This window comes from Nannocystis bainbridge, from assembly GCF_028368995.1.
GTDB classification, from domain to species: Bacteria; Myxococcota_A; Polyangia; order Nannocystales; family Nannocystaceae; genus Nannocystis; species Nannocystis bainbridge.
On the sequence record NZ_JAQNDL010000002.1, the window covers coordinates 1,059,434 to 1,079,458 of the forward strand.

General features: G+C 71.6%; 18 protein-coding genes. 7 read left to right on the top strand and 11 right to left on the bottom strand.

What is annotated here, in order from left to right:
- Positions 1-59: 59 nt before the first annotated feature.
- Positions 60-1,148: a DUF4215 domain-containing protein gene (locus POL25_RS21830; RefSeq protein ID WP_272088067.1), complete on the bottom strand. Its 1,089-nt coding sequence runs from the start codon at positions 1,146-1,148 to the stop codon at positions 60-62.
- Positions 1,149-1,376: 228 nt separating this feature from the next.
- On the opposite strand from POL25_RS21830, the gene POL25_RS21835 reads away from it, so the two are divergent.
- The gene (locus POL25_RS21835) at positions 1,377-3,233 is read left to right on the top strand and encodes a protein kinase domain-containing protein (protein ID WP_272088068.1); all 1,857 of its coding nucleotides are present in this window, start codon (positions 1,377-1,379) and stop codon (positions 3,231-3,233) included.
- Positions 3,234-3,284: 51 nt separating this feature from the next.
- On the opposite strand, the gene POL25_RS21840 is transcribed toward POL25_RS21835, so the two are convergent.
- From POL25_RS21840 to POL25_RS44450, 3 genes are read right to left on the bottom strand one after another with little or no spacing between them, the layout of a single operon-like run.
- On the bottom strand, positions 3,285-4,814 hold the full coding sequence (locus tag POL25_RS21840) for an outer membrane protein assembly factor BamB family protein (protein ID WP_272088069.1): 1,530 nt from the start codon (positions 4,812-4,814) through the stop codon (positions 3,285-3,287).
- Between the two features lie 29 nt (positions 4,815-4,843).
- Entirely contained in the window at positions 4,844-5,173 is a 330-nt protein-coding gene (locus tag POL25_RS44445; RefSeq protein ID WP_272088070.1) for a YkgJ family cysteine cluster protein, read from the bottom strand.
- A gap of 5 nt (positions 5,174-5,178) precedes the next feature.
- Entirely contained in the window at positions 5,179-5,373 is a 195-nt protein-coding gene (locus tag POL25_RS44450) for a hypothetical protein (protein WP_272088071.1), read from the bottom strand.
- A 91-nt stretch (positions 5,374-5,464) separates the two neighbouring features.
- Here POL25_RS44450 and POL25_RS21855 point away from each other — a divergent pair, with 91 nt between their 5' ends.
- Entirely contained in the window at positions 5,465-5,896 is a 432-nt protein-coding gene (locus tag POL25_RS21855; protein ID WP_272088072.1) for a J domain-containing protein, read from the top strand.
- A gap of 345 nt (positions 5,897-6,241) precedes the next feature.
- Positions 6,242-8,434, top strand: coding sequence for an alpha/beta hydrolase family protein (locus tag POL25_RS21860; RefSeq protein WP_272088073.1), 2,193 nt, complete (start codon positions 6,242-6,244; stop codon positions 8,432-8,434).
- Between the two features lie 168 nt (positions 8,435-8,602).
- Here POL25_RS21860 and POL25_RS21865 read toward each other — a convergent pair whose 3' ends face one another.
- Positions 8,603-9,430 carry a hypothetical protein gene (locus POL25_RS21865; RefSeq protein WP_272088074.1) on the bottom strand — a complete coding sequence of 276 codons (828 nt, stop codon included), beginning with the start codon at positions 9,428-9,430 and terminating at the stop codon, positions 8,603-8,605.
- The gene (locus tag POL25_RS21870) at positions 9,427-9,681 is read right to left on the bottom strand and encodes a hypothetical protein (RefSeq protein ID WP_272088075.1); all 255 of its coding nucleotides are present in this window, start codon (positions 9,679-9,681) and stop codon (positions 9,427-9,429) included. Before POL25_RS21870 ends, POL25_RS21865 begins: the two co-directional genes overlap by 4 nt.
- Before the next feature lie 248 nt (positions 9,682-9,929).
- Here POL25_RS21870 and guaB point away from each other — a divergent pair, with 248 nt between their 5' ends.
- The 4 genes from guaB (at position 9,930) to POL25_RS21890 (ending at position 15,824) form a co-directional block, all read left to right on the top strand.
- Entirely contained in the window at positions 9,930-11,396 is a 1,467-nt protein-coding gene (gene guaB, locus POL25_RS21875; protein WP_272088076.1) for an IMP dehydrogenase, read from the top strand.
- 6 nt (positions 11,397-11,402) lie between these two features.
- A complete protein-coding gene (guaA, locus tag POL25_RS21880) occupies positions 11,403-12,947 on the top strand; it encodes a glutamine-hydrolyzing GMP synthase (RefSeq protein WP_272088077.1) in 1,545 nt (514 codons plus the stop codon).
- Positions 12,948-13,091: 144 nt separating this feature from the next.
- A complete protein-coding gene (gene ruvB / locus POL25_RS21885) occupies positions 13,092-14,120 on the top strand; it encodes a Holliday junction branch migration DNA helicase RuvB (RefSeq protein ID WP_272088078.1) in 1,029 nt (342 codons plus the stop codon).
- A 171-nt stretch (positions 14,121-14,291) separates the two neighbouring features.
- Positions 14,292-15,824, top strand: coding sequence for a hypothetical protein (locus tag POL25_RS21890; RefSeq protein WP_272088079.1), 1,533 nt, complete (start codon positions 14,292-14,294; stop codon positions 15,822-15,824).
- A gap of 3 nt (positions 15,825-15,827) precedes the next feature.
- On the opposite strand, the gene dapF is transcribed toward POL25_RS21890, so the two are convergent.
- The 5 genes from dapF to POL25_RS21915 all read right to left on the bottom strand — a co-directional run bounded on the left by dapF (position 15,828) and on the right by POL25_RS21915 (position 19,799).
- On the bottom strand, positions 15,828-16,670 hold the full coding sequence (gene dapF / locus POL25_RS21895; RefSeq protein WP_272088080.1) for a diaminopimelate epimerase: 843 nt from the start codon (positions 16,668-16,670) through the stop codon (positions 15,828-15,830).
- A gap of 3 nt (positions 16,671-16,673) precedes the next feature.
- Positions 16,674-17,429 carry a preprotein translocase subunit SecG gene (secG, locus tag POL25_RS21900; RefSeq protein ID WP_272088081.1) on the bottom strand — a complete coding sequence of 252 codons (756 nt, stop codon included), beginning with the start codon at positions 17,427-17,429 and terminating at the stop codon, positions 16,674-16,676.
- 12 nt (positions 17,430-17,441) lie between these two features.
- A complete protein-coding gene (gene tpiA / locus POL25_RS21905) occupies positions 17,442-18,227 on the bottom strand; it encodes a triose-phosphate isomerase (RefSeq protein ID WP_272088082.1) in 786 nt (261 codons plus the stop codon).
- 2 nt (positions 18,228-18,229) lie between these two features.
- Positions 18,230-19,459, bottom strand: coding sequence for a phosphoglycerate kinase (locus POL25_RS21910; protein WP_272088083.1), 1,230 nt, complete (start codon positions 19,457-19,459; stop codon positions 18,230-18,232).
- 121 nt (positions 19,460-19,580) lie between these two features.
- Entirely contained in the window at positions 19,581-19,799 is a 219-nt protein-coding gene (locus POL25_RS21915; protein WP_267707840.1) for a hypothetical protein, read from the bottom strand.
- Positions 19,800-20,025 lie beyond the last annotated feature (226 nt).

Genomic DNA, 20,025 nt, shown 5'->3' on the forward strand with positions numbered 1-20,025 from the left:
GGCTGGGGTGATCTTGGGCGCCGCGTGTGATCGAACCGACGCGGCGCGGTTTCGTGCCGCTAGTAGACGGCGCCGTGGAGGGTGAGGCGCAGCCGCTTGAGCGAGAGGGCGCCGCTGCCCCCGGACGCGAAGACGCGCAGGCCCTGGAACTCGTTGTTGCCGACGATGCAGGTGCCGAGGTCGACGCCGGCGCTGTGGATCGACCAGTCGTTGGCCATCGAGCCGGTCGAGCCGCACTTGTTGAGCTGGTTCTGCACGGTGAAGATCACCGACGAACCGACCGAGTAGCTGCGGCCCTGGGCGCACACCGTCGCGTGATCGTAGGTGAGGCCGCCGATGCCGAACATGATCTGCAGGGCGCCGTTGCCGTCGACGATCGCCGCGGTGCCGATCTGGTCCTCGTCGACCTCGACGTTTTGATAGATGTCCCACACCTCGGGCCACGACTCGCCCTGCGGCGCCCACTCAGCCTCGCCCCAGCCCGGCGTCGGCGAGTAGGTCCAGTCGGGGTTGGTCGAGGTGAAGGCGCTCTCGTAGTCGATCTCGAACCAGACGCCGTCGGACGCGAAGCCGCACGGGTCGCTGGCGGGCATCGGCGTGGGCGTGCAGTCGTTCTCGCAGCCGTCGCCCGGGATCTTGTTGCCGTCGTCGCAAGCCTCGCCGCCTTCGACCTCGCCGTCGCCGCAGACCGGCGGGGCGGGCGGTCCGCACAGGCCGGCCTGGCACTCGAGGCCGGGGGCGCAGGCGTCGCCCCGACCGCAGGGACAACCCTCCTGTCCGATCGGACAGGGTTCGCCGGTGGTGCCGTCGCCGGTCGTGGTCGTGGTCGTGGTCGTGTCGGAGGCGGCTGTGTCGCCGCCGCTGTCGGTCGCCTCGCTGCCGCTCGCGGGCTCGCTGGCGCCCGTGGCGTCGGTGGCGTCGGTGGCCGTGGCGTCGGTGGTCGCGGCGGAGGTCGCGTCGCTCGCCGCGGTCAGCGACCCGGCTGACGTGGTCGGCGCGGGCTCGGAGGTGCCGGTCCCGGTCGGCGCAGGGTCGGTCGAATTCGCGGCCGTGACGGACGTGATGCCGGCGGAGGCGGTGGTGGTGGGGTCCGAGGGATCGCCGCAGGCGGCGAGGAGCAGGAGCGGTCCGAAGCGACGGAGGCGCATGGTCGACGAGGATAGTGGGTGGCTCGGGGGCCGCCGAGGGGTCCGATGCAGGGTTTGCATCAGAGGTCGACCGAGCGGCGCAGCACTTTGGTCGCGCGCAGCGGGTCCATGCTACGTTGGGTCGCACGACGACACGCGGGCGCGGGCCCGATCCCGCGCACGGGACTTGTTTGAGGGCCTTCGGGCCCGATCGCTTCAGGGGCCTGAGTTCGCCACCGCACCGAGGGCATGATGCCGGTTAAGAGATCCATCCCCGCATCCGGGACAGACGCCCTGATCGGCCAGACGATCGGCAGCCACTACACCCTGCAGCGCGTCCTGGAGCGGGGACCGCGGGTGCTGGCGTTCCTCGCCACGCACCGCACCATGCACCGCACCGTCGTCATCCAGGTGCTCGCGGCGGCGTGGGCCGACGGGACGCCGGCGGCGGCGCGCTTCGACGAGCAGGCCAAGGCGCTGGCGGCGCTCGAGCACCCGAACATCGCCGCGGTGCACGACCACGGGCGCGAGCCGGGGCGCGTGTGGATCGCGGTCGAGTACGTCGAGGGCGAGACGCTGGGCGACTACGTGCGCCGCATGGGTCGACTGCAGCTCGAGGGTTTCGTGCCGATCGCCGCGCAGGTGCTCAAGGGCCTCGGCGGCGCGCACGTGCGGCGCATCGTGCACGGCGACCTGAACGCCAGCCAGGTGATGCTGGTCGAGGAGCAGGGGCGCGCCAACTACGTCAAGCTGCTCGACCTCGGGATCGCGGCGCTGCTCGAGGCGCCCGATGACAGCGACGAGGAGGCGCCGATGGTCGGCGAGCCGGCCTACCTCGCGCCCGAAGTCATCATGAACGCGCCGGCCGACGCGCGCTCCGACGTGTACGCCGTCGGGGTGCTGTTCTATTACATGCTCAGCGGTCGGCTGCCGTTCGAGGGCGACAGCCCGCGCGACGTGCTGCACAAGCACGTCAACGCCAAGCCGACGCCGCTCGAGTCGGTGCTGCCGGCGGATCACGGCGTGCCCGACGAGCTGATCCACCTGGTCCACGACTGCCTGGCCAAGAACCCCGACAACCGGCCGACCGACGCCAACGAGATCGTCGAGCGGATGATCGATTGCGTGCCGGCGGCGATGTTCCGCCTGCCGGTCGCGGCGCCGCGCAGCCGCGTGGGCCAGGGCAACGTGTCCCGAGGGCCAGGTCTCGGCGACGCCGAGGCGGCCCAGGACCGGGCCCGTTCGGCGACGTTGGCTGCCGCCGTCGAGGCCAGCGGCGCCCGCCCGATCCCCGTCGTCGAGGCGCCGGCGAGCGTGGTGGTCCACGAGCCGCCCAGCTCCAGCGGCAGCTCCGGCTGGATCTTCGCCCTGCTGGCGATCGTCGGCGTCGGCGTCGGCGTGTACTTCTATCTCGAGAGCCAGAAGGTGCCGCAGGTGCCGCCGGTAGCGATGCCGCACGAGGCGCCGCCGCAGCTGGCCGCCGGGCTGGCCAAGGCGCAAGAGTTCGAAGCCGCCGGCAGGTTGCAGGAGGCGCTCGCGGCCTACGAGGTCGTGCTGGTCACCGACCCGACCAACGCCCAGGCCAAGGAGCGCCAGGCTGCCCTGAAGGCCATGATCGCCGAGGCGGAGGCCAAGGGCCAGCTGCCGCCGGACACGAAGGTGGAGACGCCGCCGGACACCAAGGTCGACGGGCCGCCGGATACGAAGGTCGACGCGCCGCCCGAGACGCCGCCGGACACGAAGGTGGAGACGCCGCCGGACACGAAGGTCGAGACCCCGCCGCAGCCCGTCGGGCCGGTGGCGTTCGCGGTCGAGGCGACGCCGAAGGCCGAGGTGTTCGTCGACGGCGAGTTGAAGGGCAAGACGCCGCTGACGCTCGAGCTGTCGCCCGGACCGCACAAGATCGAGCTCAAGGCCAAGGGCTTCGACACCCACACCGAGACGCTCGAGGTCGCGGCCGACGGTCAGAAGGAGCTCAAGGCCAAGCTCAAGCGGGCCGACCGCAAGACCTTCCGTGACGAGGAGAACGCGGCCTCGGAGGACCTCGACCCCGAAGAGGGCGTCGGCACGAACATCGAGATCACCCGGCCCAAGAAGGGCGGGTGAGCCGCGACGACCTGTCCCGAGGGGCAGGTGGTACGCGACCTCGCGCGGCCCTCAGTCGCTGCGCAGCACGACGAAGCGCAGCGACTCACGCTCGCCGCGGTGCTCGTAGAGCAGCACCGCCGCCGGCCCGAGCGTGGCCGTCGTGTCCTCGACCGCCCAGTTGCCCTCGACCGTCAGCGCGGCGGTGAATTCAGGGCGGCGGTACACGGTGAAGCGCGGCGGCTCGCGGGCGGCGACGAAGCCCGCGCCGATCCACTGGATCCCGGGGATGTCCTTCGGGACAGTTTGTAGCAGCTTGCCGTCGCGCGCCAGCAAGCCGAGCTCCGGGCCGCCCGTGCGCACGTAGCCGTCGCCGGCCGGGTCGCGGGTGAGGGCCTGGTCCTTCGCCAGGGTGTGCTCGTGCAGGGTGGCGCCGTCGCGCAGATCGAGCCATGCGTGGGTCGGCGTGCTGGCGTAGGCGAGCATGTTCGTGGCCTCGGCCGGGGCGAGGGCCACGCGGTCGGGCGGCAGCTCCCGACGCCAGCGCTGCTTGCCAGTGGTGACGTCGCGCAGCTCGACCGCGAGGGTGCGCTCGGACAGGCGACGCACCAGCAGCTTGCCGGGCGCGACCACGCGAGCGTCGGTGCTGTACGAGTCGTCCGCGCCGGCGAGCTTGGCCCGCCATCGGACATGTCCTGTAGAACATGTCCATGCGACCATGTCGTGTTCGTCGACCGACCAGCACACGTCGGTCGCCACGTCGCCGCCGACCGGGCGGTACCGCTGCACGGCGTCGGACAGCGCGGGGCGGCGCCACAGCACCTTGCCCTGGTCGTTGACCGCGAGCGCCTCGTAGGCGTCGTCCATCGGCTGGCTGCGCTTGACGCCGAGCAGGTAGCGGCCGCCGAGCCGCCCGAACAGCCGGGGTGCACCCAAGCACATCACGTTGTGCTCCGACTGGAAATCGTCGTGGAGGTGGAGCTCGCTGCCTCGCCAGAACCCGCCGATCGGCGCCCCGGTGTCGCAGCGGAACAGCCGCCGCGTGCAGGTGCAGGCGGCCGAGCAGGCGGTGAGCGCCGGATCGTCGGCGGCGGTGCGGCCCGCGTCGGCGAAGCCGTGCACGATCTCGAGGCGGCATGCGTCGGCCCCGTTGTGGGCGCCCGCCCGGTGGGTAGCGATCACGGCGCCGCGGGCCGTGTCGACCGCGATCAGGTCGGAGCCGGCGTGCAGGAGCACGCGATCGCCGACGGCGTAGAGGGTGTGTCGGCCGCGTGGCTCGGCCTGGGCCTCGAGGCGCCACAGCTGGGCGCCCGTGCTTGCGTCGAAGGCCCGCAGGTGGCGGAAGTCGTCGTCGAGCACGATCACGCGATCGGGCAGGGCCACGGCGGCCCAGCCGCGCACGTCCAGGGCGACGCGCACGCCGGGCGCGGGCGTCAAGACGGAAAGCGGGGCCGGCGTCGGCGCGGCGGCGACCGGGTCTTTCGGACCGGTCTCTTCGGGCATGTCCTCGGGGACAGCAACCGAGGCCGCGGGGCCCGGCTGCGGGGGCGCCGTCCTGGGGGCACAAGCGACGACCACGAGCAGGACGATCGAGCGACGCACCGCTCGAGCGTGCCCGACGCCGGCGAAATTCACACCCGCAGACCGCGGCCCCGGCGATAGCCCTGACACAGGGCGCTGCCGGCCTCGACGCTGCGGCACGGCATCGGCCGCTCGCGATAGATCTCGCAGCGCACGCGCCCGCCGATCCGCCCGCGCAGGGCCACGCAGCGGCCGTCGGGGTGGAGCCGCAGGTGCGCCGTGCCCTCGTCGTCGCGGACCACGAGCTTGCGCACCAGGTCCGGTCGACGCCACAGCGGCGCCGCGGGATCGATCTCGATGTAGTGGGAGAACCCCTCGGCGATGTTCTCCGGGGTGTTCTGGCAGCAAGCGCCGCAGCTGAGGCAGTCGTAGTAAGGCACGGTCGTCAGCCTCGCTCCGCAGCGCGGGAAACGGCGGTCACGGGGGCGCGCGCGCTCGCAGGCGCGACCTCGGCCGTCTCGCCGCGGCAGCACTCCTCGAGGTTGGTGCCGCAGCGGACGCACTGGCCGTGGCCGTGGACCCACACCAGCGCCAGCGGTTGGCCGCACCACGGGCAGCGCCTGTCGCACACCGATTGCACGCGCGCACCCTAGCGTCGTCGCGCAGGCTTGTCGACCCGCTGGCGGCCGGGTCCGCGCCGCGCGCCGCGGCGTGTGGCAAGCTGCCGGGGCATGCCGGCCTTCGTCGATCACTACCGGGTCCTGGATGTCGCGCCGTCCGCGTCGGAGTCGCAGATCCGTCAGGCTTTCCGCCGCGCGGTGCACCGGCACCACGCCGATCGCCACCCCGACGACGCGTCCGCGAGCGAGCGCATGCGGGCCGTCGTGACGGCCCGCGACGTGCTGTGCGACCCGCAGCTGCGGGCCAGCTTCGACCGCGCGCGGGCCGGGCAGGGCGCCGCCCGGGCGCCGGTCGATCCGCTGTTTCAGGCGGCCGCCCGCGCGTGGGGCCAGGCGCCGCCGCCGAACCCTCCCGCCCCGCCCGTACAGGCTCACGGCTGGGGCGCCGCCCTGGCCGGCGCGGCCGGCCTCGCCGCCGCGTTCGGGCTGTCGCTGCTGGCGGCCGCGGGCGTGGCGAAGATCCGGTCTCGTTGGGCGCCGTGATATCTGGCTCTCGGGACATGTCCCGGGAGCATGGGATGAGATGCCCGAAGACACATGTTTTTCAAGACATGTCCTTCGGGACATCGGCCGAGCCTCGGAGTGGCATGGCCGATCGGACATGTCCCCAAATTCATTAAACATGGAGCCGGCGATCGACGTGTCTCTCGGGACATGTCCGATCGCGCATGCCCGCGAACGCCTGTTCGGGTGACCCGGCCGGACCTCGCGCGGCCCGCTGCAGCCCCGGTCGCCCGGCGCGCCCGCCGGAGCGGCACGCGCGGCCGAACGGGGCCATTCGGCAGCATATTTCCCCGGCGCGCGGCCCCGCCCGTATAGTGTCGGCCAATGGTGCGCGTTCGCCCTCGACTTCGAACCATCCTCGGTCTCACCACCCTCGCCGTCGCCTGCGGCGGCGGGCGCGAGCGGGTCGTCCGCGACTGTCCGCCCGCGGCTGCGCCGGCGCCGGAGACCCCGGCCGCCGAGGGCCCGGCGGCCGCGCCCGCGCCGTTCGTCGACCAGGTCATCGCGCCGGCCGGGCAGCACCCGTTCTCGGTCCTCGACTTGCTGGCGTTCGACCGCATCAGCGATCCCCAGGTCGCGCCGAACGGCAAGAAGGTCGCGTTCGTACTGCGCAAGACCGACCTCGAGAACAACCGCGGGCGCAGCGACATCTACGTCATGGGCATCGACGGCTCGGGCCCGATCCAGGTGACCACCGATCCGGACAGCGAGTCGAGCCCGCGCTGGGCCGCCGACAGCGAGACGCTGTACTTCCTCGGCAAGCACGAGGGCACGCAGCAGGTGTTCCGCGCGGCCATCGGCGAGACGCCGAAGCCGGTCACCAGCTTCCCGGTCGACATCGGGGCCATCTCGCTCGACGAGGGCGGCCACCTGCTGTTCTCCGCCGAAGTGTTCCCCGAGTGCGACGTGGCGCCCGAGGGCCCGCTCGCGTGCACGGCCGCTTTGGCGAAGGACCGGGCGCGCAAGGATCGCGGCACCGGCACCGTCTTCAACCGCCTGTTCGTGCGCCACTGGGACGAGTGGGAGGACGGCCGGCGCGCGCAGCTGTTCGCCTGGTCGATCAGCGGCGGCGGCAAGCCGGTCCACCTGTCGCGCGGCATCGACGGCGACGTGCCGTCGAAGCCGTTCGGCGGCACCGAGGAGATGACCTTCACTCCCGACGGCCAGGGCGTCGTGTTCGCCGCTCGCGTCGCCGGCCAGTCCGAGCCGTGGTCGACCAACTTCGACCTCTTCTACGCCCCGCTCGACGGCTCGGCCGCGCCCAAGAACCTGACGGCCGGCAACCTCGCGTGGGACACCCGCCCGGCCTTCTCGCCCGACGGCAAGACCCTGGCGTACGTCGCCATGGCCCGGCCCGGCTACGAGGCCGACCGCTTCAGCCTGGTCCTTCGGCCATGGCCTGAAGGACAGCCGAAGATCCTCACCGGCGGCTGGGACCGCTCGGTCGAGGAGTTTCAGTGGAGCGGCGACGGCAAGACGATCTACGCCGCGGCCGACGACGGCGGCCGGCTGTCGCTGTTCGCGGTCGACGTCGCCGACGGGGCCGCGCGCGAGCTGATCCGCGGCGGGGCCGTCCACGACGTCCAGCGCTTCGGCGACCGCCTGCTGTTCCTCCGCAACGACCTGTCGCACCCCGACGAGCTCTACGTGGCCGGGCTCGACGGCAAGGCCGAGCAGCTGTCGCACGTCAACGACGCCAAGGTCGCCGCGGCCGACTTTGGCGTCGCCGAGCAGTTCAGCTTCCCGGGCCACAAGAACGAGACGGTGCACGGATGGGTCGTGCGTCCGCCGGGCCTGGCCGAGGGCGCCAAGGCCCCCGTCGCGTTCCTGATCCACGGCGGCCCGCAGGGCTCGTTCAGCGATCGCTGGAGCTACCGCTGGAACCCGCAGACCTACGCAGGCGCCGGTTATGCCGCGGTGATGATCGACTTCCACGGCTCGACGGGTTACGGCCAGGCGTTCACCGACGCGATCCAGGACGACTGGGGCGGCGGGCCGCTCGTCGATCTGCAGAAGGGCCTGGCGGCCGCGCTGGCCCGCTATCCGTGGCTCGACGGCGATCGCGTGTGCGCGCTCGGGGCCTCGTACGGCGGCTTCATGGTCAACTGGATCGCCGGCCAGTGGCAGGCGCCGTTCCGCTGCCTCGTCAACCACGACGGCGTGTTCGACAACCGCATGATGTACTACGCCACCGAGGAGCTGTGGTTCCCCGAGTGGGAGCACCGCGGCCCGTACTGGCAGACCGCCAAGCAGCACGAGGCGCACAACCCGGCCAACTACGTCGACCGCTGGCGCGTGCCGATGCTCGTCATCCACGGCGGCAAGGACTTCCGGATCCCCGAGACCCAGGGCATCGCCACCTTCACCGCCCTGCAGCGGCGTGGGGTGCCGAGCCGGTTCCTGTACTTCCCCGACGAGAACCACTGGGTGCTGAAGCCGGTCAACAGCAAGGTGTGGCACGACAACGTGCTGGGCTGGCTCGACACCTGGCTGCGCGCGCCGGCGCCCGCGAAGTAACGGCTGTCCCCGAGGATAGGATGACATGTCCGAAGATGCAGGTCGCACGGCCTGTACCTTCGGACATGTCGACGATCATGGGGCGATGCCGCCGGACCGCAGGGCAGAGCACCTGCGCCTTCGCACATGTCCCTGGATGCATGGGGCCGGGCGCCCCGCGACGCCCGCTCAGGCGCGGCGGACGGCTCGCGCGTTCGGTCCGGACACGCGCGGCGCCTTCGGGGCCAGCAGGGTCGCCTGAATCAGCGCCGCCGCGGCGAAGCAGCTGAAGGCCAGGGCGCCGATCAGCTTGGCGGGCGTGTCGGTCAGGTCGGTCTGCGCGGTCTTGTGGCTGGCGACCAGCCACACGTCGACGACGAGGAAGGCGGCGCCGCCGAACGCCATCAGCAGGTAGGGCAGGGCGATGCTGCCGCCGGCGATCGGGCGCAAGATCCACACCAGGTAGAGGCCGCCGGCGAACACGATCGCGTCGGACAGCGTGCTGACCCCGCTGGTGATCGCGCCCGCCCACGCATCGCCGGTCGACGGCATGCCGCGGCTGGCCAGCTCGACCACGTTGTAGGCGATGAACGCCAGGCCGGCGAGGGCCAGCGAGCCGATGACGAGGACGGCGCGGGCGCGCGCGCCACCTGTCCGTTCGGACAGCAGCTCCGAGCTGCCGAGCACGCGGCCGAAGCCGATGATCGAGCCGGCGAAGAAGATGTTGCCGAGGATCAGGAGGATGTTCTGCAGCTGGATGCCGGCGAGCGACCAGCCCTGCCAGGTGGAGATCCGGATCAGCGGCACGACGGCGAGCGACAGCAGCAGGACCGTCCACGGCCGCCGCGGCGGATCGCCGGCGCTGAAGCGGAACACCACCAGGGCGCTCATGGCGACCACGAACACCTCGAGCCCGCGCTGCCAGGCGTCGCCGGCGGCGAACAACACCTCGGCGGCGTAGCGCCCGCCGACGGCGATCAGGCAGAACAGCAGACCCAGCCCGCGCGGTGCGTTCACGACGCTTCCTCCGCGCCGAGGTCGGCGAGCACGCGGACCGTCACCTCGTTGCCGATCAGCGTGCGGAGCATCGGCCGCAGGGTGGTCTGGGCCAGCTCCAGATCGTCGATTCCGAGCTCGGCGGCGTCCTTGCCGGCCCGCTTGCAGATCATGGCCAGCGCCCGCTTCGCCGTGTGCGGACCCAGCAGCGGGGACAGCACGCTGACGACGCGCTCGGCGAGAGGACCATCGATGGGCTGTACAGGCGGCACAATCGACGCTCTGGGGAGAGGCGCCGATCACGGCGCCCACGGTTCAAGCAGCTTATCGCACCTTGTCGTCGCGCGATCACCGGGGTCGACAACGGATCACGACTCGCGCGCATCGCTGTTGTGAGATTGATTCGTGATCGTGCGTGCACAGCGGCGGCGCGCGAGGTCGTCAGGTAACGCACGCCTTCGCGCATGCGCGCGCAGGGTCGCGTTGGGTAGTCTCCCGCCACCTTTTCGAGGGAGCAGGCATGGCCGCGATCGAGATCCGCGAGGCGTTGACGTTCGACGACGTACTGCTCGTCCCGGGCTACAGCGAGGTCCTGCCCGCGCAGGTCTCGGTACAGAGCCGGCTGACGCGCGACATCATGGTCCACATCCCGCTGGTGGCCGCGGCGATGGACACTGTCACCGAGGCCGCGACCGCCATCTGCATGGCCCGCCACGGCGGCCTCGGCGTGATCCACAAGAACCTCACTCCCGAGCAGCAGGCTCAGGAGGTGCGCAGGGTCAAGCGCAGCGAGAGCGGCATGGTGGTCGACCCGATCACGGTCACTGCCGAGCACACCCTGCGCGAGGCCCTCGCGCTCATGCACGCGCATGGCTTCTCCGGCCTGCCCGTGGTCGAGGGCAAGCGCCCGGTCGGGATCCTCACCAGCCGCGACGTCCGCTTCGAGACCAACCTCGACCAGCCGGTCGGGCGCGTGATGACGCGCGAGCCGATCTGCGTGCGCCAGGGCATCGCCCTCGAGGACGCGCTCGCGCTGCTGCACAAGCACCGCATCGAGAAGCTGCTGGTGGTCGACGCCGCGGGCACCGAGCTGCTCGGGCTCATCACCGTCAAGGACATCCGCAACGCCCAGACCCACCCGCACGCGATCAAGGACTCGAGCGGGCGCCTGCGCGTCGGCGCGGCCGTGGGTGTCGGGGCCGACACCGAGGTGCGCGCGCAGGCGCTCGTCCATGCCGGCGTCGACGTGCTCGTCGTCGATACCGCGCACGGCCACTCGAAGGGCGTGCTCGACACACTGCGCGGGGTCCGGGCCAGCTTCCCGGGCCTGCAGATCATCGCCGGCAACGTCGCCACCCCGCAGGGCTACCGCGCGCTGGTCGAGGCCGGCGCCGACGCGGTGAAGATCGGGATCGGCCCCGGCTCGATCTGCACCACCCGCGTGATCGCGGGCGTCGGCGTGCCGCAGATCTCCGCCATCCTCGAGGCCGCCGAGGAGGCCAAGAAGCTCGGCGCGCCGATCATCGCCGACGGCGGCATCAAGTACTCCGGCGACGTCGTCAAGGCGCTGGCCGCCGGCGCCGACACGGTGATGATCGGCTCGCTGTTCGCCGGCACCGACGAGGCGCCCGGCGAGCTCGTGCTCTACCAGGGCCGCAGCTACAAGGTCTACCGCGGCATGGGCTCGCTCGGGGCGATGAAGGCCGGCAGCAAGGACCGTTACTTCCAGGGCAGCGTGTCCGACGAGCGCAAGCTGGTGCCCGAGGGCATCGAGGGTCGCGTGCCGCACCGCGGGCCGCTGGCCGAGAGCCTCTACCAGATCGTCGGCGGCATCCGCTCGGGCATGGGCTACTGCGGCGCCGCCACCCTCGAGGCGCTGCGCGAGGGCTCGGTGTTCCGCAAGATCACCGCGCAGGGCCTCCGCGAGAGTCACGTGCACGACGTCATCATCACCAAGGAAGCCCCGAACTATCGGGTGGACGGATAACCGCGTATGGCCCACCAGACCCTCGTCGTCCTCGATTTCGGCTCGCAGGTCACCCAGCTGATCGCCCGGCGCGTGCGCGAGCTCGGGGTCTACGCGGAGATCCTGCCGTACCACACGTCGGCCGCGAAGCTGGCCGCGCGCGCGCCCAAGGCCATCATCCTCAGCGGCGGTCCGTCGTCGCTCTACGACGAGGGCGCGCCGCAGCTCGACCCAGAGGTCCTTGGGCTCGGCGTGCCGGTGCTCGGCATCTGCTACGGCCTCTACCTCATGGTCGCGGGCTCCGGCGGCCAGGTCGATCGCGCGACCCATCGCGAGTACGGCCCCGCCACCCTGACCGTCACGCGCCCCGAGGGCCCGCTGAATCGGCTGCGCGCCGGCGACCGCCTCGGCGTGTGGATGAGCCACGGCGACCGCGTCGTCGCCCTGCCGCCCGGGTTCCACAACCTGGCCTCGTCGGACAACTGCGAGCACGCCGTCGTCTTCGACCCCGAGCGCAAGCTGTGGGGCGTGCAGTTCCACCCCGAGGTCACGCACACCGAGCGCGGCGACGAGATCATCGCCTCCTTCCTCGACGCCGCCGGCTTCGCCCGCGACTGGAGCGCCGCGCGCTTCGTCGACGAGGCCGTGGCCGCCGTGCAGGCCCGCGTCGGCGGCTCCGGCAAGGTCATCTGCGGCCTGTCGGGCGGCGTCGACTCGTCGGTCGCCGCGCTGCTGGTCGAGCGCGCCATCGGCGAGCGGCTCCACTGCATCTTCGTCGACAACGGCGTGCTGCGGAAGGACGAGCGCGCCGACGTCGAGCGCATGTTCGCCGGGCGGCTTCACAACCCGCTGATCGTCGCCGATGCCCGCGAGCGGTTCTTCACCGCGCTGCAGGGCGTCACCGATCCCGAGATCAAGCGCAAGCGGATCGGCGCGACCTTCATCGACGTGTTCGAAGAGGAGGCCGCGAAGCTCGGCGGCGCCGACTTCCTGGTCCAGGGCACGCTCTACCCCGACGTGATCGAGAGCGTGAACCTGCGCGGCGCCTCGGTCACCATCAAGACCCACCACAACGTCGGCGGCCTGCCCGAGCGCATGCGCATGGGCGTGGTCGAGCCGCTGCGCGAGCTGTTCAAGGACGAGGTCCGCCGCCTCGGTGTGCTGCTGGGGCTGCCCGAGGAGATGGTGTGGCGCCATCCGTTCCCGGGCCCCGGCCTGGCCGTGCGCGTCCTCGGCGAGGTGACGCCGACGCGCTGCGACCTGCTGCGCGACGCCGACGCGATCATCATCGAGGAGATCCGCAAGGCCGGGCTCTACCGCCAGTTGTGGCAGGTGTTCGGCGTCCTCTTGCCGGTCCAGAGCGTCGGCGTCATGGGCGACGGCCGCACCTACGAGAGCGCCCTGGCGATCCGCGCCGTCACCAGCACCGACGCGATGACCGCCGACTGGGCCCGCCTGCCGTACGAGGTGCTGGCGAGCATGAGCAGCCGCATCATCAACGAGGTCCGCGGCATCAACCGCGTCTGCTACGACATCAGCAGCAAGCCGCCGGCCACGATCGAGTGGGAGTGACGCCCGGTGGCCGCGGGCCGGCCGCTCGGCTATCGTGGTCCGACCATGCGCGTCCCTCATGACGACGGTCCGCCGCCGCCTCCGCGGTCACCCAAGGGTCGCAAGCGGCCGGGCGGGCCGGCACCCGAGGCTGGCGCATCGGACATGTCGCAAGAGCCAGCTCGCGCCGCGCTCTCGCCGGTCAGCGCGGAGGCGGGCGAGGGCGTGTCGCTGCGGCCGCAGAGCCTGGCCGAGTACGTCGGTCAGGCCGCGCTCAAGCGCAAGCTCGAAGTGTTCGTCCGCGCCGCCCGCGGGCGCGACGAGCCGCTCGACCACACCCTGCTGCACGGCCCGCCCGGCCTCGGCAAGACGACGATGGCGCACATCCTGGCCCACGAGCTCGGCGTGCGCCTGCACCTGACCTCGGGGCCAGCCATCGAGCACAAGGGCGTGCTCGCCGGCCACCTCACCGCCCTGGGCCCGCGCGACGTGCTGTTCATCGACGAGATCCACCGGCTCGCGCCGACGGTCGAGGAGAGCCTCTACTCGGCCATGGAGGACGGGCGCATCGACCTGCCGGTCGGCGAGGGCAACCGCGCGCGCACGATCGGCTTCGAGCTGGCCCCGTTTACCCTCATCGGCGCGACCACCCGCACCGCGCTGTTGAGCGGGCCGCTGCGCGACCGGTTCCAGATCATCGAGGCGATCGAGTTCTACGGCGACGACGAGCTGGCCGCGATCGTGTGCCGCACCGCGTCGATCCTCGGCATCCTGGTCAGCGGCGCCGCGGCGCTCGAGATCGGCCGGCGCTCGCGCGGCACCCCGCGGATCGCCAACCGCCTGATCCGTCGCGTCCGCGATTTCGCCCAGGTCCGGGGCGCGCGCTCGATCGAGCTCGCCGACGCGACCGCGTCGCTGCTCGAGCTCGGGATCGACAGCGAGGGCCTCGACATGCTCGACCGGCGCTTGATGACGATGATCGTCGAGAATTTCCGCGGCGGCCCGGTCGGCGTCGACGCCGTCGCGGCCAGCCTCGGCGAGCCGCGTGACACCCTCGAGAGCGTGGTCGAGCCGTTCCTGCTGCAGCGCGGCTTCTTGCTCCGCACGTCACGCGGGCGCGTCGCCACCCTCAAGGCCGCGCGTCACCTCGGCCTCGAGCTCCCGCCCGGTTGGCAGGGCGCGCTCGATCTGTAGGCACGGCGCTCGTCGGCGAGCCGCGGCACGAAGCACGGTTCGTGTCGCAAGAGACATCGCAGCGTTCGCCGTCGCGCGCCTCTGACCGCCATGTAGGGGCTGGTCTCGCCACGCGCTCACAATGGGTCTGAGCGCCCCCAGCGCCGCGCCACGTGTTATTTTGGCGAGCGAGTGGGTGGGGACCGGCATCACCGGCCTCACGAGCGAGGGCACGGTCGCCACGAGCGACGACTCCGAGACCGGAGAGACGCAGGGCTCGGGCTCGGCGACCGCGAGCGGGACGACGGCGCCGACCACCGGCACGCCGACTTCGACCACGCGGGCACCACCGGTAACCTGACCGATGGGACATCCGAGAGCACGAGCCCAGGCACGACTCAGGGCGTCACCGACAGCACGACGACCACCGGGCTGCCGCCGGGCGTGTGCGGCGACGGCGTGCTCAACCCCGGCGAGGGGTGCGACGACGGCCCGAACAACGGCCCCGACGCCGCGTGCAGCGAGGAGTGCATCCTCAACAGCTGCGGCGACGGCACGGTCGATCCGGGCGAGACCTGCGACCTCGGGCCCGACAACGGCCCCGACAACGGCTGCTCGGAGACCTGCGACATCCTGCCGACCGCGTGCGGCAATCAGGAGGCCGAGGCCGAGCTGATCCCGAAGCCGGTCGACATCATCATCATGATCGACAACTCGGGCAGCATGGGTAACGAGATCGTCGGCGTTCAGGACAACATCAACGTCAACTTCGCCCAGATCATCGAGGGCAGCGGCCTCGACTACCGCGTGATCATGGTGTCTCGCTTCGGCAACGACAGCGCCGAGAGCGTGTGCATCGAGGCGCCGCTCGGCGGGATCCCGCAAGGCGGCTGTAACAACCCGCCTGCCCAGCCGATCAACGGCGAGCGGTTCTTCCACTATAGCGTGGAGGTCGGCAGCCACAACTCGTGGTGCCGCCTGCTGCAGACGCTGAACGGCAACACCAAGGACGAGTTCAACCTCGCGCCGATGGGCTGGCAGGAGTGGCTGCGCCCCGACGCGTTCAAGGTGTTCCTCGAGCTGACCGACGACGGCGTCGAGTGCTCGTACAACAACATCAGCTACGACGACAACAACAACGTCAACAGCGGCCTGACGGCGGCCACCAAGTTCGACGAGCGGCTCATCACCGTGGCGCCGCAGCACTTCGGGGCCTCGATCGAGGCCCGTAACTACAAGTGGTACAGCATCGTCGGGATGGCCTACAACAACCCGCCGGAGCAGCCGTACTCGGACATGGACGCGATCGTGACCGGCAAGTGCCCGACGGCCGCCGACAACGGGACCGGCTACCAAACGCTGAGCAACATGACCGGCGCGCTGCGCTTCCCGCTGTGCGACACGAGCAAGTACGACGTGGTGTTCCAGGCCATCGCCAACGGCGTGGTCGCCGACGCCAAGATCGCCTGCGACTTCGAGATCCCGCCGCCGCCCGAGGGCAAGACGCTCGACGAGGACTCGATCGTCGTCGAGTTCACGCCCTCCGGTCAGATGAACCCGCTGCTGCTCGGCAAGGTGCCTGGGCTCGATCAGTGCGACCCGATGTCGTTCTACGTCGAGGGCGGCAAGGTCATCCTGTGCCCCGACGCGTGCACCCTGGCGCAGGACGACAAGGACGCGACCCTCAAGGTCGAGTTCACCTGCGACCCGCTGATGCCGCTGTGAGCGTCACGCGGCGGGCGAGGCCGCGTGCAATTCGACCTCGCCGACGAAGGCGACCCGCGCCGGACCGGTCATCGTGATCGAGCCGCCGGCGCGGTCCTGTCGCAGCACCAGCGGGCCGCCCGGCAAGCGCATGACGACGTCGCGGGCGTAGGACGCGAGCCCCTCGGCGATCGCGGCGGCCAGGGTGGCGCACGCCCCGGTCCCGCAGGCGGAGGTGATCCCGCAACCGCGCTCCCACACCCACAAGGTGACGCTGCCATCCGGCTCGAGGCGCGCGAACTCGACGTTGGTGCGGCCCGGGAACTGCGAGTCGCGCTCGACGAGCGGGCCTTCAGTGCGCGCGAGGGCCTCGGGATCGTCAGCGCTCACGAACGCGATCGCGTGCGGGTTGCCCATCGACACCGCCGCGAACGAGCGCCCGCCGACGCGGCGCGGGCCGAGCAGGTCGGGCGGACCCATGTCGATCGCAACCTGCCCCGAAGGACATGTCCCGGGGTGGAACTCGCGGACCGAGCACGGCCTGGGACCGGCGTCGGTGTCGATCACGAGCTCGCGCGCGGCCCCGGCGACGACCAGGGCGACGCAGCGGAGACCGTTGCCGCACATCTCGGGGCGCGAGCCGTCGTGGTTGACGACGATCATGGTCGCCGCGGCCTCGGGGCTGCACGGCGGACCGACCACCAGGATCCCGTCACCGCCGACGCCGAAGCGACGATCGCAGAGGGCAGGGGCCGCGTCGCGCAGTCTGGTCACCAGAGCGTCAACGACCGCCGGGGAAGCATCCCGGCGGTCGATCAGCAGGAAATCATTGCCGAGGCCCTCGACCTTGGCGAAGCGCACCAGCATCGCTCAGAGCTCGGGCGCCGGCGTCGGGGCAGGAGCCTCGGCGGCGGGCTCGTCACCGGCCGGAGCGGCCTCCGGGGCGGGCTTGGGCTTGCGGGGCGCCTTGGGGGCGGCCTTCTTGGGCGCCGGGGCGGCCGGAGTGCCCGACTCGGCGGGCGCAGCGGGGGTGGGGTCCGCATCCGCTGCGGGAGCCGGCTCGGCCGGAGCAGTCGCGGGGGCCGCAGCGCCGGGGTCGGCCGCAGCCGGGGTGCCGGTGTCGGCCGCGGCCGCGCCGGAGTCGGCCGCCGGGGTCGGCTCGGCCGCGGCACCGGAATCGGCCGCGGGAGCGTCCTCGGGCGGCGCTGCCGGCTCCTCGGCGGCCGGCGGGGTCACGGGCTCGGTGGGCACCGGCTCACCAGCGGGCGCCGCGTAGGCCTCGAGGTTGACCGGGTTGGGTCCGATCGCCTCCCAGTTGACCTCTCCGGAGGCGTCTTCCTCTGCGGGCGCGGTCTCCTCGCTGCGCTCTTGCAGGCGCTGCGAGCCGGAGTGGCTGCCGGCGTACGCGAGGAACATCGCGAAGACCATGAAGCTCCCCGCGCAAAACTGCGTAACCTTTGCCAAAACGTCGGAGCTGCCGCCGCCGCCGAAGACGCTCTGGCTGGCCCCGCCGCCGAGCGCCGTGCCCATGCCGCCGCGCCCTGCTTGCAGCAGGATGACCAGCACCATGAACAGGCAGACCAGGATGTAGATGACCGAGATGATGGTGACGATGATCTCGAACATGGGGGACTCGGTTCAGCTGGCCTCGGCGACGAGCCGGACGATCTGCAGGAAGGCTTCGGCCTCGAGCGAGGCACCGCCGACGAGGAATCCGTCGACGTCGCCCGCGGCCATCAGTCCGGCCGCGTTGCCGGGCTTCACACTACCACCGTACAGGATCGATCTGTCGGCGCCCGTCGCGCCATGATGCTCGGTGAGCCAGGACCGGATCCGCTTGTGCATCGCGCCGACGTCGCGGGCACTGGCGGTCTTGCCGGTGCCGATCGCCCAGACCGGCTCGTAAGCGAGGATGAGGCGGTCCTGAAACAGCTCAGGATCGACTTCAGCGAGTGAGGCCGAAAGCTGCGAAATCACGAAGTTTTCGTGCTCGCCGCTCTCGCGCACCTCGAGCCCCTCTCCGACGCACAGCACGACCCGCAAGCCGGCCTGCAGGGCGCACTGGACCTTGCGAGCGATGAGCGCGTCGTCCTCGCGGAAGTGGGTCCGGCGCTCGGAGTGACCGAGGATCGCCCCGTGCGCGCCGACATCGGCGAGCTGGCCCGGGCCGACCTCGCCGGTGAAGGCACCCTCTTCCTGGGCGGCGCAGTTCTGGCCGAACAGGTAGAGCGGCCCGGCCGGGCGGCTCCACGGGGCGAGGGCGTCCAGGGCCACCAACGTCGGCGCGACGCCGATCTTGGTGCGCACCGGGCCCTCGAGCAGCTCGGCCGGGATGCCCTCGACGATATCCGTCGCCAGCAGCTCCGCGGTGCCGCGAAACAGGTTCTGCTTCCAGTTGCCGATCGTCCAGCGAACTCGTGCCACGTTCACGCGCTCCGGCCGGTGAGCAGGACCTCGAGGCCCGGCAAGCTGCCGGACTCGATCATCTCCAGCGAGGCGCCGCCGCCGGTGGAGATGTGACTGATCTTGTCGGCCGCCCCGCTGTCCTGCAGGGCCGCGACGCTGTCGCCGCCGCCGACCACGGTAAAGCCGCCGCAATCGGCAACCGCCCGCGCGACCGCGAGGGTGCCGTCGGCGAAGGCCGAGTTCTCGAACAGCCCCATCGGCCCGTTCCAGAACACCATCTTGGCGCCGAGGAGGGCCGTGCGGAACCGCGCCGCGGTCGCAGGGCCGATATCGAGGGCCATCTCGCCGTCGCCGAGCTTGTCGCTCTCGACCTGGATGACGCGGGCAGAAGTGGCCTTGGTGCCAGCGCCGACGCGCAGGTCGGTCGGCAGCAGCACCCGGACATCGCGGGCCTTGGCGCGGGTCACGAGGCTCTTGCAGTCGGCGAACCGGTCGGGCTCGTGCAGCGACGCGCCCACGTCCACGCCGGTGGAGGCGAGGAAGGTGTTGGCCATCGCCCCGCCGATCAGGATGCTGTCTCCCGGGCGCAGGCGATCGAGGGTCGCCAGCAGGACCGGCAGCTTGTCGCTGACCTTGGCGCCGCCGACGACCATCACGAACGGGTGCTCGGGGTGGTGAATCACGCGGCCGAGCGCCTCGACCTCGGCAGCCAGCAGCAGGCCCGCGGCCTTGTCGGCGAGCAGGCCGGGCACGCCGACGATCGACGCGTGGGCCCGGTGCGACGCGCCGAAGGCGTCGTTGACGTAGGCGTCAGCCAGCGAGGCGAGCGCCTGGGCGAACGCCGGGTCGTTGCGCGTCTCGCCCGGGTGCCAGCGGAGGTTCTCGAGCAGCACGATCTGCCCGCTGCGCGTGTCGTGCACCAGCTTGGTGACGCCGTCGCCGATGACCTCGTCGGGCAGCCGAACCTCGCACTCGAGCAGCTCGGCGAGGCGAGCGCCGACCGGCTCCATCGAGTACTTCGGGTCAGGTGCGCCGTCGGGCCGACCGAGGTGCGAGCCGAGGATGAGCCGGGCGCCGCGCTCCTGCAGCTTGCGAAGGGTGGGCAGCGTGGCCCGGATCCGGGTGTCGTCGCGGACCTGGCCGTCCTTCAGCGGGACGTTGAAGTCGACGCGAACGAACACCCGACGGTTGCCGACGTCGAGACGATCGATCGTGTTGAGCGCGAGCGGGGCGTCTGCGGTAGTCGCCATGGCGGACCCATACCGACCCTCCGCAGGCAAGTCCACGCCGACACGCGTGAGTTCTCAGGGCGCCGTCAGGGGCCAGGCGGACGACGGCCCCGACATGCGAACGAAAATGCGTCGGGCCCGCTCACTCGGCGGCCCAGCGAGCATCCGTCGCCTCGCGGACCTGACGAAGATCGTGGCTGACGAGCTCGAGCAGCTCCGACGACAGCGCGACGATCTGCTCGGGGGTGTAGCCTTGCTCCCGCATCTGGCGGAACAAAGAGCGGGCCAGGATGCTGAGGGCGCGGCGATTGTCGGCGCGGGATGCCCCCTCGGGCGACGGAACTTGAGCGACTGGAATCATGCGGCGTCCTTCTCGGCCAGGCCCCCTGCAAGCCTCGGGCGGGGTCCGGAGCATATGCCGCCAGCGCGAAAGAAGAGTCAATATTGGCGCACGGTTAGGCGAGTCACGACCCGCGGGCCGAAGCGCGGTCTCGCAGCCCATGTGCACCTGGATGCACGCCGAATGCCACCGCGTGCTCCTCGGCGCGTGCACCTCGGTGCACAGCGCGTCACGATCTGCACCCCGC

Coding starts and splice junctions, on each gene's coding strand:
- POL25_RS21830 (WP_272088067.1), bottom strand. CDS start 1,148: ATGCGCCTCCGTCGCTTCGGACCGCTCCTGCTCCTCGCCGCCTGCGGC.
- dapF (WP_272088080.1), bottom strand. CDS start 16,670: ATGCTGGTGCGCTTCGCCAAGGTCGAGGGCCTCGGCAATGATTTCCTG.
- secG (WP_272088081.1), bottom strand. CDS start 17,429: ATGTTCGAGATCATCGTCACCATCATCTCGGTCATCTACATCCTGGTC.
- guaA (WP_272088077.1), top strand. CDS start 11,403: ATGGCCCACCAGACCCTCGTCGTCCTCGATTTCGGCTCGCAGGTCACC.
- POL25_RS21915 (WP_267707840.1), bottom strand. CDS start 19,799: ATGATTCCAGTCGCTCAAGTTCCGTCGCCCGAGGGGGCATCCCGCGCC.
- ruvB (WP_272088078.1), top strand. CDS start 13,092: ATGTCGCAAGAGCCAGCTCGCGCCGCGCTCTCGCCGGTCAGCGCGGAG.
- POL25_RS21835 (WP_272088068.1), top strand. CDS start 1,377: ATGATGCCGGTTAAGAGATCCATCCCCGCATCCGGGACAGACGCCCTG.
- POL25_RS21860 (WP_272088073.1), top strand. CDS start 6,242: ATGGTGCGCGTTCGCCCTCGACTTCGAACCATCCTCGGTCTCACCACC.
- POL25_RS21910 (WP_272088083.1), bottom strand. CDS start 19,459: ATGGCGACTACCGCAGACGCCCCGCTCGCGCTCAACACGATCGATCGT.
- POL25_RS21855 (WP_272088072.1), top strand. CDS start 5,465: ATGCCGGCCTTCGTCGATCACTACCGGGTCCTGGATGTCGCGCCGTCC.
- guaB (WP_272088076.1), top strand. CDS start 9,930: ATGGCCGCGATCGAGATCCGCGAGGCGTTGACGTTCGACGACGTACTG.